The 11,033-nt window shown below is 70.5% G+C and carries 11 protein-coding genes; 2 read left to right on the plus strand and 9 right to left on the minus strand.

Annotation, left to right across the window (positions count from 1 at the left end; all coding sequences use genetic code 11):
- Window positions 1–82 precede the first annotated feature (82 nt).
- From C4313_RS09705 to C4313_RS09740, 8 genes are all read right to left on the minus strand, one after another.
- Window positions 83–1,852 (minus strand): glutamate mutase L, encoded by a 1,770-nt coding sequence (locus tag C4313_RS09705; RefSeq protein WP_352429664.1) that lies wholly within the window; start codon window positions 1,850–1,852, stop codon window positions 83–85.
- A gap of 31 nt (window positions 1,853–1,883) precedes the next feature.
- Complete coding sequence (locus tag C4313_RS09710) at window positions 1,884–2,504, minus strand: hypothetical protein (RefSeq protein WP_352429665.1); 621 nt, start codon at window positions 2,502–2,504, stop codon at window positions 1,884–1,886.
- Window positions 2,501–4,483 carry a hypothetical protein gene (locus C4313_RS09715; protein WP_352429666.1) on the minus strand — a complete coding sequence of 661 codons (1,983 nt, stop codon included), beginning with the start codon at window positions 4,481–4,483 and terminating at the stop codon, window positions 2,501–2,503. Before C4313_RS09715 ends, C4313_RS09710 begins: the two co-directional genes overlap by 4 nt.
- A gap of 15 nt (window positions 4,484–4,498) precedes the next feature.
- Complete coding sequence (locus tag C4313_RS09720) at window positions 4,499–5,110, minus strand: hypothetical protein (RefSeq protein ID WP_352429667.1); 612 nt, start codon at window positions 5,108–5,110, stop codon at window positions 4,499–4,501.
- Between the two features lie 28 nt (window positions 5,111–5,138).
- Complete coding sequence (locus tag C4313_RS09725) at window positions 5,139–5,870, minus strand: DUF6754 domain-containing protein (RefSeq protein ID WP_352429668.1); 732 nt, start codon at window positions 5,868–5,870, stop codon at window positions 5,139–5,141.
- Window positions 5,867–6,067 (minus strand): hypothetical protein, encoded by a 201-nt coding sequence (locus tag C4313_RS09730; protein ID WP_352429669.1) that lies wholly within the window; start codon window positions 6,065–6,067, stop codon window positions 5,867–5,869. Before C4313_RS09730 ends, C4313_RS09725 begins: the two co-directional genes overlap by 4 nt.
- 102 nt (window positions 6,068–6,169) lie before the next feature.
- The gene (locus C4313_RS09735) at window positions 6,170–7,123 is read right to left on the minus strand and encodes an AAA family ATPase (protein ID WP_352429670.1); all 954 of its coding nucleotides are present in this window, start codon (window positions 7,121–7,123) and stop codon (window positions 6,170–6,172) included.
- A gap of 50 nt (window positions 7,124–7,173) precedes the next feature.
- Window positions 7,174–7,887, minus strand: a complete 714-nt coding sequence (locus C4313_RS09740; protein ID WP_352429671.1) for a hypothetical protein — start codon at window positions 7,885–7,887, stop codon at window positions 7,174–7,176.
- A 175-nt stretch (window positions 7,888–8,062) separates the two neighbouring features.
- Between C4313_RS09740 and secD the strand changes: the two genes are divergently transcribed.
- Window positions 8,063–9,481: a protein translocase subunit SecD gene (secD, locus tag C4313_RS09745; protein WP_352429672.1), complete on the plus strand. Its 1,419-nt coding sequence runs from the start codon at window positions 8,063–8,065 to the stop codon at window positions 9,479–9,481.
- A gap of 54 nt (window positions 9,482–9,535) precedes the next feature.
- Window positions 9,536–10,465 carry a protein translocase subunit SecF gene (gene secF, locus C4313_RS09750; RefSeq protein WP_352429673.1) on the plus strand — a complete coding sequence of 310 codons (930 nt, stop codon included), beginning with the start codon at window positions 9,536–9,538 and terminating at the stop codon, window positions 10,463–10,465.
- 53 nt (window positions 10,466–10,518) lie between these two features.
- Here secF and C4313_RS09755 read toward each other — a convergent pair.
- Window positions 10,519–11,033: N-acetylmuramoyl-L-alanine amidase family protein (locus C4313_RS09755; protein ID WP_352429674.1), on the minus strand; the 515-nt coding region annotated here is incomplete at its 5' end.

Raw genomic sequence — 11,033 nt, forward strand, 5'->3', positions numbered from 1 at the left:
GCAGGCGGCGCTCCCGACGCACCGTGGCGAGATGGAGACAACGAACCTCCCCCGGATAGAACCAGGGCCCCTCCATCATGGCTTACAGGCTCCCTCCCAGGGCTCCCACATCCCACAGCCAGCGAGCGATCTGCTCCCGACGAGCCGCTGGGTCCCTCGCCCACTGGAGCGGACGCCCTCGGCCGTCGATGATCAGGCCCAACAGCCCGCCCGCGATCCGGATCCGGCGGGGCGCCCGCCGCGGGCCCCACCCGAGGTCCACCGGCCGGCGCAGGCGGAACCGGCGCAGCTCCGTCTCCCCCCGCGACGGGATCGGCACTACCTCCAGACGGCCGCCCCGCACCTCGATCTCATAGGTCGCGGTGGCGCCCTCCGGGCTTCGATGGTGCACCTCCACCGTGAACAGCAACTCGTCAGGGGCCACCGCGCCCTCGAGGGCAGGGGCCAGCACCGTCGCCAGAGGGATCCATAGCCGGCCGGTAAGCACCTCGACAGCCAGCCCCGGCTCGACCTCTGCCAGCGCCCCCACCCCGGCCAGCGCCCCCACGGGATCCCACAGCAAGGTGGTTAACCCCACTGGCTGCAGGGCATCCAGCACGGCTAAGGCCAGGGCCCCCGGCCGGGCGTGGGCGGCGAACAGGCCGCCCGTCAGGAGGATGGGCTCGAAGGCGATGGTCGGGCGCGACAGTTCCGGCCAGAGCCCCGTCATGGTCTCCCAGGCCTCGGCCATCGCCTCGCGGGCGAAAGCCAGTTCGAGCCACATGTCCTCCAGGGTTTGCGGGAGGGTGGCGGGATGCAGCGCCTTCATCCAGGCGAAGGCCTCCAATTGTTCCAGGGAGATCTCCCGGGGGAGCCAGCGGGTCACCGCCTCGCCGCCCCGCCGCTGATACAGGGGCAGGATCCCCAGCCCCACCCCGCTTCCGTGCCGGACCACCTGGGCCAGAGCCCCTGCCCGCGCGGCGATCAGGGTGGTTTGGTTTCCGCCCAGATCCACCAGGAGCACCGCGCGCTCCGGGGCCTCCAGGCTGAGATAACGAACGACGTGGGCGAGGGCGCGGGCTGTCGGGCGCATGGAGGCCGAGGCCCAGCCCTGGACCAACGAGAGCCCCGGCAGGACGCCCGCGGCCCGCTCCAGATAGCGCGCCTCCAGCGCCTCCACCACCGGACCGATCTGCTCCGCCTCCGGGCACGGCCGGACGTTCGGCAGCACCCGCAGGGGCACCTCCCGCCCAGCCAAGGCCACGGCCTCCTCCCGCAGGCTGGCGTTGCCCGCGAAGATCACCAACGGACGCCGATCCTCCGGCCGCAGGCGGGCGGCCAGCATCGCCGTCTCCAACAACGCCCGGACCGGGCGGGCGGCTCCCTGTTCCATGCCGCCGGCGATCAGCACCACATCGGGCTCCGCCTCTACCAGCGCAGAGAGCCACTCCTCCTCCGTCGGCCGCCGGCCATCGGTCGCCACCACGGAGAGGGTCGAAACCACCTGGACGGGCACAGCGGCCGTCGCCCGCCGGAGGCTGGCCAGGCTCCAATCGGGAGACAGCCCGCCGATGACCGCCCGCAAGGGCGGCGCCGCGCTCAGGGTCACCAGATAGCGATCCGCCCCCGCACCGTCGGCACGCTCCGGGTAAATGGGGGAGCCCTGCGGGTCCAAGAGCGGCCGCTCGGAAAGCCGACTGAGATGCTCCAAGGCGTAGAGGACGCCCATGGCCACGTCCGGGTCCCGGCCCCGCAGGGAGGTGGGGGCGCTGGCGGCGCTCACAAACCGGAAGCGGTCCTCCACCTGGGCGAACAGCAACGCCCGGGTCTGGACGCTCCCGATGTCGATCACCACCAGGCTCTTGGCGTGCATCCCTTTCCTCCCGGCAGGCTCCGGCCTCGCCTCACCCCCCCAGGCGGTTGAAGGCCTGGATCAGGAACTCGGCCCGGCCGATCAACAGCGAGATGGCCGTGATCAGGGCGCCGCCGAACAGGGCCCCCAGGGCGAAGGCCCAGATCCCCCGGCCGAGGGCCTGGAGGCCCTGCACCGCCGGCGCCAGGAACCGGATCCGGGCCGGGGGCGCGTAGAACTGAGCGGCCAGCAGGGCCAGCAAGGTGGCGGCCAGCGCCAGGGAGATCCCCTGGCCAGCTCCCGCCTGCACCTGAGGGACCACCGTCCCCAACAGGGCGCCCACTCCCGCGGTCCCCAGCCCGATCCCCAGGGCAGCGGCCAACCCGAGGTCTCCCAGCCACCCCAGCCGCGGCAGCCCCCGGGCGAGGACCAGGAGGCCCAGGATCCATTCCGCCAGCAACCAGGGCCGACGGGCCGGATCCGGAGCGCCCAGGCTTTCCCGCCAGTGCGGGATCAGGACGTTCCACAGCACCACCGCCATGAAATAGCCGAGGCTGAGGCCCACCAACAGGCTGGCCGCCAGCCGATAGACCGGCGTGTCGTCGATCAGATAACTGAACACCATCAACGTCAGGATCAGGCCCAGGGCGGTCCCGACCGTTTCGAGGCTCATCGCCCACCTCCGCGCCATCGAGATGGCTGGAAGAGGTTCACGGTCAGCCCCACCCCGATCAAGAGGATGGTCAGCACCTGAAGGGCCGACTGGGCCTGCAGGTCGAAGAAGGCAGGGCTGCCCTCGGCGGCCGGCCCCTCGAGGAGCAGGGCGTCCCGCAGGCCCACCGCCACCGCCTGGATCTGGCCGCTCTCCACGTAAGGGGCGACGAAGGGAGCCAGGCTGGCCCCCACCGCGGCGACCACGGGCACCTCCCGCGGCAACAGGGGTCGGCTCTGCTGCACCCAAGCCCGCAACGCCTCCGGAGACCCCGTGATCAGCAACACCAGGTTCACCCGACGCCCCAGCGGCTCCGTCCCCAGCGTCGCGGCCATCGGGAACGCCTGAAGCGACCGCCCCCGATAGTCCCCGGGCATGCGGTCCAGCGATGTGCTCAGGAGGCGGGCCACCGCCACCTCCTCCCCCGGAAGATAGCCGAGATGGACCACCCGCTGGCCGTAGTCCGGGGAGGCCTCGAAGATCTGAGCGGCCTGAAGGGCCCCCCATGGGGAGAGGCTCACGGCCACCAGCGAGACCCCCCGGGCGCTCAGCCGCCGGAGCGCCCCCTGAAGATAGCCCTCCAGTTCGGCCGCCCGGTCCGGCCCATAATCCACGGCCACCAGGACAACCCCACCATCGGGAACCTGATCCAGGGCCTGCAGGAACGCGGCGGGGGCCGCGAAGCCCGTCGGCTGGAAGAGGGGCAACGGCCAATACAGAGCCAGGACCAAGACGCCCAGGATCAACGCCGTCAGCAGCCATCGCTCCGCCATCGCCTTCAGGCCGAGGGGGGCTGCCCGTGCCACCCGTTCCCCGGCCATGAACGCCAGGCCCTGATCCAAGAGGCTCTTCCAGGCCTGGGCGCGGGCCTGTCGTTCGGGGGCTGGCTCGGCGTGGAGACGTGCCCCAGGCCCGTGCACCGCCACCAGCGCAGGGACGAAGGGGATCACATCCACCAGGCCGGCCAGCGGGCCTCGGGTTTCCTCAACGGTGGGGGCGGCCCACAGGCCCGGCGCCTCGAGGGTCTCGGCCCCTTCCTCGGGCACTGGCTGGAGCGCCTGCAACCACTCCGGCATTTCGGTGAACGGCGGCACCTCCGCGGGCGCCGCCGGCGGGCTCGGAGCTTCCTCCAAAACAAAGGGCCCGGCCATCTCCGCCTCTGGGGGAAGCGGGACTCCCTCGGCGCCCCATGGCTCCGGCGGCGCCTCTTCCGGTGCAGTCAGCACCCCCTCGATCTCCGGTGGAAGTTCCAGGAAAGGGCCGATCTCAGCGGCAGCCGGCTCCGCCGGAGAGGCCGGGGCTTCTGGAGGCCCCCACGCCTCGGGGAAGGCCGCCACGTCCGCCGCGGCCTCCGGCGGAAACTCCGGCCAGGGGATCTCCTCAAGGAAAGGCGCGGGCAAAGGTGTCTCGCCCGTGCCGGCCGCCTCGGGCGCGGCTTCGCTGAAAATGAAGGGCGCCTCGTGCCCCTCGCCAGCCGCTTCTTCTGCCCAGGGGAAGATGAAGGGCTCGGTCTCTTCCTCGGGGGCGGGCGGCCTCGGACTTTCGGACGGGCCAGCGATCCCCCGCAGCCCCTCCGGGATCTCCCCAGCTTCCTCCGCGCCACCGGGCTCCTCCGGAGGCCCCAAGCCGCCCGGCGCCGCCTCCGCGGGCGCGGCCTCCGACGGCATCTCCCGGAACAGGTCCTCCAACGCGGACACCCAATCGGCCGTGATGGGCTCCGATGGGGGCGTCGCCTCTGAAGCCCCGGGCGGCGTCTCCGCAACGCCCAGACGGGCGCCGCACTGCTCGCAGAAAACCACCTCTGGCGGGTTACGATAGCCGCAGACCGCACAAAGCCGGCCCGCCTCCGGGTCCATGCCCGGCCCCAGGGCGGCGCCGCACTGGTCGCACCGCTCCACAGCCGTCGGCTGGGAAGCTCCGCACATCGGGCAGATCTGCATCGCGCTCCCTCCGCCTCAGCCTCCCCGGAAGGGCCGCTCGAGCCCCAACAGGGCCCGCACGACCAGCACCAGCGCCCCCACCGCCACGCCGAGCAGGATCCCGCGAACGCCCCCCGTAATCAGGGGCTGCAGGACGGCTGCGCCCAGCGGGCCGAAACGGTCGGGAAGCGAGGTCCCCCCGGTGTTCATCAGGAGCGCTGCCAGCACGCCAGCGATAAAGAGCAGGCCGTAAACGGAACGGCGGGCCCGCATCAGGCGCCAAAGAGCCCACAGCATAAAGAACGGCAATAGGGCGCCCAGGGAGGCCTCCAGGGGCAACAGCCCGTGCCGGTAGATCCAGTTGAACCATGCGCCGTGGGGCCCGCCCTCGAGGGTCGAGAGGGCCAGGAGGGCGAGGGCCGCCGTGAGGGCGACCAGGCTATATGGCCACCCGGCCTTTTGATCGACGACGCGACGGAGATGGCCTCCCAGAAAATACACAAAGCCCACCAGGGCGGCGTAAGCAACCAGGGCGGAGCCCAGTTCGGTGATCCCCTGTCGGAAGGAAGCATCCGGCCAGGCGTAGGCCCCCAGGGCAGCAAGGATCGCCAGGCTCAGGATCGCCATCGCCGTCCCCCGTCGCACCATCCCGAGTCCCCTTTCCCCAGCGTGCGGGCTATCGGCCCTGTAGCGACAACCCCACGGCAGCCCCGAGCAACAGCACCACCAGCAGCCAGCGAAGGAGATCGTGGGCCAGCAAGGCGGTCAGAGGGCGCCCGGCCGTGGCCTCAGGGGGCGGCGCCGCGAAGGCCTCCTCCCCCACCGCCAGCGTGGGGTCCAACGGCCAGAGGGCCGCCGCCCCCAGCGGATCCGGCATTGCGGAGAGGACAGACATCCCCGCCCGCGATCCCCGCTCGCCGGCCAGCAGGGCCTCCGCGCGGAACACGCCTCCCAGCAGAAGGGCCGTTGCCGGTTGCGTGCCGATCCGGAGAAGGAGGCCGGCGGCGTAGGCCATGGGGCTGGCCCCCATCCACAACAACCGCTCCGGGAGGTCCGCCGGCGGCAGACCCTGGCGCCGGACGGCCTCCTGCATCCGGTGGAAGGCGTAGAGCCAGAGGAGCGGATCGGCCACCGTCACTTGAGGGGACACCTCCCCGGCCGCGGCCTCATCGGCGAGGCGGTCCAACAGCCGGACGCCGCTCCAAGTGAGGGCCGCCTCGCTGCCGACCAGTCCCCCCGCCCCCAGGCCGAGGTGAAGGGGCTCCCCGGTCTCCAGCGAACGTCCCAGGGCTCTCGGGATCTGCTGGAAAGGCGCCATCCCCCGCGGGCGGGCGGCGATCCGCCGGGCGAGGAGGTGGGCCATTGCCGTCAGGAGGGCGAAGAGAACCAGCAGGGCCCATGCCGTCATGGTTCCTCCTCCCTCGCCGGCGGGGGAGTGTCTTCCAGGGCCGCGACCCAGCGGGCGATCCGCTCGGGCCCTAACCAGGGGGCCAGCATCCAGAGCCCCTGGGCGAGGGGAAACCGGAGCGGGGCCAGGGCCTCCAGGAGCTCTCGAAGATCGTCCAGCGGCTGCGCTTCGCCGCGCCGTCCGGCCGAATCTGTCATCGCCTCCCCCTCGTTCGGGCGGACGGCAAGAGTCATCGCGCCTCCCGCCCGCTTTGGCTGGGAGTATAGACGGTTCCGCAGCCGCCCACAACCGGGCCTGGCTCACGGGCGCACCACGGCGCCCGGCACCGGAACCTGGCCGAGGATCTCGCCCAGGACCTGCTCGGGGGTGATCTCCCGCATCCGGGCGGCCGGGTTCAGGATCAACCGGTGGGCCAAGCATGGGTTCGCCAGGGCCTTAATGTCGTCGGGGAGCACATAATCCCGCCCGCGGAGGACGGCGCGGGCCTGGGCGGTCCGGAACAGGGCCAGCGCCCCTCGCGGGCTGGCCCCCAGGTAGACGTCCGGGTGCTCCCGCGTTCGCTCCACGATCTCCAGCAGATATCCCTTCACCTCCGGGGCGACGTGGACCGTCCGGATCTCCTCCTGGGCCCGTCGGAGTTCCTCCAGCCGCACCACCTGCTCCAGGGTCTCGATGGGATGGCGGAACTGCTGGGCATCCAGGATGGCCAGTTCATCCTTCCGGGACGGATACCCCAGCCGGATCCGAAGCATGAAGCGATCCAATTCCGCCTCGGGCAGGGGGAAGGTCCCTTCATACTCGATGGGGTTCTGAGTGGCCAGGACCAGGAAGGGCTGCGGCAGGGAATAGGTCACTCCGTCCACGCTGACCTGACGTTCCTCCATGGCCTCCAGCAGCGCGGCCTGGGTCTTGGGGGTGGCCCGGTTGATCTCGTCGGCCAGCACGATGTTGGCCATGATCGGTCCTGGCCGGAACTCGAAAGAGCGGGTCCCGGGGTTGAAGATGGAGACGCCGGTGATGTCGCTGGGCAGCATATCCGGGGTGAACTGGATGCGGCGGAACGTCCCGCCGATGGATCGGGCCAGGGCCTTGGCCAGCATCGTCTTGCCGACGCCGGGCACATCCTCGATGAGCAGATGGCCCTGAGCCAGCAGGCTGATCACAGCCAGTTCCACCGCCTCCCGCTTGCCGAAGATCACCCGCTCGATGTTCTCCACCAGCCGGCGGGCCACGTCTTGGGCGAACTGCGTCATCCGCGGTTTCCTCCCGATCGGTTTGCGCGGGCGTCCTGCTCCTCCCCTCCTCATGGCGAAAGGGGCGACAACAAGGATGAGGGTGGCGGCGTGGGCGTGGGCGAGGGCCTCCCGGTGGGCGCTGGGGAGGGCTCCGGCGTCGCGGTGGAGGGGGCTTCGGGGGGCTCCCCGGTGGGGGTTCCGGTTCCGCCGAGGGCTCCCGGCCTGGGGGACGTCGGCGTGGCGATGATGGGGTGCTGCATCCCAGGGACCGTCGGGGTCTTCCCGGGCGGATAGACCTCGACGACGATCCACGGGGTGGCCCCCGCGCCGGCCGCGGCCCCCGAGTCAGGTCCGCGCCATGCCCGCCCGAGGGCCGGGCTCAGGGCGACCAACACCACCAACCCCATGCCGATCCCAGCGACCAGCACGCGGTGCCACCCCGGAAGCGCCACGGGCAGGGTTGCTCCGGTGAGCACCGCCCCCGCTAGGGACAAGAGGGGTCCCTTCCCCACCGGCTCCGCCCCCTGCCCCGCTTCCCACCACGCCCCGAGGGCCGCGCCGGCGGCGATGACAGCCAGGGCGGCCAGTCCTTGGATCGCCCGCGCGTCGGTTTCGGCCAGCCATGACAGGAGCAACGCCGGGATCCCCACGGCCAGGACCACCAGGCTCCACCCTTCGAGAGGCAGCCCACCGGTGGCGCCTCCCCACGGCCCCAGCGCCCCCAGCACCATCAAGGCCGGGCCCAACATCCGCAATCCGAGCGGCACCGCCTTCGAACGCATCGTCCCTCCAGGCCACCGCTTTCTATGATACGCGAGACCGATGAGCCTTTAAAAAAGCCAACGCCAGGCCGCATCTCCTGTCGGGGTGGTCCTCAGGGATTCCAACAGCCCCTTGCCGGGGGGAGAGGAGGCCTCTATAATCATAGGGCCTTCATCTTGCGCGATGGAGCCGCCGATGCGCAACCGCAACCTCTGGCTGGCACTCATCGGGGTGTTGGCCGTCCTGGCCGTAGGGGTGGATTTCACCGAGACGCGGATCGAAATCCCGATCCTGGGGATCCGGCGGGAGATCCGTACGGTCCTGGGCTTGGACCTGCAAGGGGGCATCCAGATCCTCCTCGAGGCGGACGTGCCGCCCAATCAGCCGGTGGACCGGGGGAACCTGGAGGACACCCGCCGCATCATTGAGAACCGGGTGAACGCCCTGGGCGTGAGCGAGCCGGTGGTCCAGATCGCGGGGACGCGGCGCATCGTGGTGGAGCTGCCCGGGGTGACCAACCTGGAGCAAGCGGTGAACACCATCAAGCAGACCGGCCTCTTGGAGTTCGTGGATGCGGGGGCCACGCCGCTGCCCGAGGGGACGACCATCCGCACTACCCTGGACGTCCCGATCACGGGGACAGCGCCCCTCACCGCCACGCCGGCGTTGACACCCACCCCGGCCCTCACGGAGACAGCCCCCCTCATCCCGACGACCCCGGTCACCCCGACCGAACGGGTCTATCGGACGATCATGACGGGCCGGAACCTGCGCAGCGCCCGCCCGGAACTGGGCCAGTTCCGCCAGCCCCAGGTAGCCTTCACGCTGGACCCGGAGGGCACGCGGATCTTCGCCGAATATACCCGCCAGAACGTGGGGCGCTACCTGTGCATCGTGCTGGATAAGAAGGTGGTCTCCTGCCCGGTGATCCGCTCGCCGATCACCCAGGGCTCGGGGGTCATCGAGATGGGCCAAGGGAGCACGCTGGCCGATGCGGAGGCCTTGGCCGTCACCCTGCGCTACGGCGCCCTGCCGGTCCCCCTGAAGATCGTGGACACACGCAACATCGGCCCGACCCTGGGCCGGGAGTCCATCCACCGCAGCGTTGTCGCCGGGATCATCGGCTTCGCCACCGTGGCCCTCTTTATGATCTTGTATTATCGCCTCCCCGGCGTGCTGGCCGTCCTGGCCCTCAGCCTCTACGCCGCCCTGGTCTTCGCTGTCTTCAAACTGCTCCCGGTCACCCTGACCCTGCCGGGCATCGCCGGCTTCGTGCTCTCCATCGGCATGGCCGTGGATGCCAACATCCTGATCTTCGAACGGCTGAAAGAGGAACTGCGGGCCGGCCGGGGGTTGGCAGCGGCCATCGACTACGGCTTCGAGCGGGCGTGGCCCTCGATCCGGGACTCCAACATCTCCACTTTGATCACCTGCGCCATCTTGTATATCTTCGGCCTGAACTTCGGGGCCAGCATGGTGCGGGGGTTCGCCCTGACCCTGGCCATCGGCGTGGCGGCCAGCCTCTTCACCGGCATCTGGGTCACCCGGGCGTTTCTCCACACCCTCCTGGATCGACTCAGCGCCGAAGCCCACGCCCGCTGGTTCGGCATCTGAGCGGGTCCATGAAGGCGGTGTCATCCCGATCCAACCCAGAGGACGAGGTTGCGAATGATCGACATCATCGGCAAGCGCTACTGGTATTTCGCCCTGTCGCTGTTGGCCATCGTGCCGGGCCTGATCTCCCTGGCCCTCTACGGCCTGCCCCTGGCCATCGACTACACCGGGGGGTCCTTGCTGGAGATTCGGATGCCCGCAGGGGTGGTCCCCTCCACCGAGGAGGTCATCGGCCTGGTGGGCCAGGTCACGGGGTTCAACGCCGCGGACATCCGGGCGCAACCCTCCCTGCAAGGCACCCTGATCATCCGGACCCGCGAGATGGACGCGGCGACCAAGACGCGGCTGGAGGAGGCGCTGCGGGCCCGCTACGGGGAGATCACCCTGGAGCGGTTTGAGTCCGTGGGGCCCACAGTGGGGGCGGAGGTCACACGGGGGTCTCTGGTCGCCGTGGCCATGGCGGCCGTGGCCATCATGCTCTACCTCACCTTCGCCTTCCGGCAGGTCCCCCACGCCCTCCGCTACGGCGTGGCGGCGGTCCTGGCCCTGCTGCACGACGTGGCGGTGGTGGTGGGCACCGCCTCCATCTTCGGGAAGGCCTTCGGCTGGGAGGTGGACGCCCTCTTCCTCACCGCCGTGCTCACCGTCATCGGCTTCTCCGTGCACGACTCCATCGTGGTCTTCGACCGGATCCGGGAGAACCTCATCCGCTACCGCGGCGAGCCCTATGAGCGCATCGTCAACCACAGCATCTTGCAGACCCTGGACCGCTCCATCAACACCCAACTCACCCTGATCTTCACCCTGGTGGCCCTGCTGCTCTTCGGCGGTACCACCATCCGCCAGTTCATCGCCATCCTGCTCATCGGGATGATCAGCGGCACCTATTCCTCGATCTTCAACGCCGCCCCCATCCTGGTGGTGTGGGAGAAGCGGGAGTGGCGGACGTGGTTCCGCCGCCCGGCGGAGCAGCCGGCGCCGTAGCCCCCAGCCCTCACCGGGGCCTGGGCGCGGGGAAACCGCCCAGGCCCTCCCGCTCATTCCCCCTCCAGAAAGCACCGCAACCCCTCGACGATCCCCTCCACCACCCGCTCCCGCCACCGCGTCAGCAGTTCTCGATCCAGATAGAGGAAGCCGGTCTCGATGATCGCCGCCGGGGTCTGGGGGTCGATCTCCCGGAACGCATGGTAATCGGTCATGTCATACGTGATGCTGTCCACATGGAAGCGCAGCCCGGTCCGCCGGCCATACGCCGAGACCAGGCACGCCACCAGGCGGTCGCTCTGCTCCGGCACCTGGTCCGCTTGGGCCCGGGCCACCTTGAACCCGGTGGCCTGTTCGTTGATGTACTCGCACGAGTCGGCGTGGATGGAGAGCAACGCCGCGGCCCGATACCCCCGCAGGCGCGGGTCGAACTCCTCCAGCACGTCCACCCGATACCCGAGGGCCTCCAGCCGCCGGGCCACCTCCCGCGCCACCGCCGTGTTCACCTCCACCTCGGTGAGCCCGTCCGCGCACACCGTCCCGCTGTCGTTCCCCAGATGGCCCGCCA

The organism is Thermoflexus sp., from assembly GCF_040289485.1.
Taxonomy (GTDB): Bacteria; Chloroflexota; Anaerolineae; order Thermoflexales; family Thermoflexaceae; genus Thermoflexus.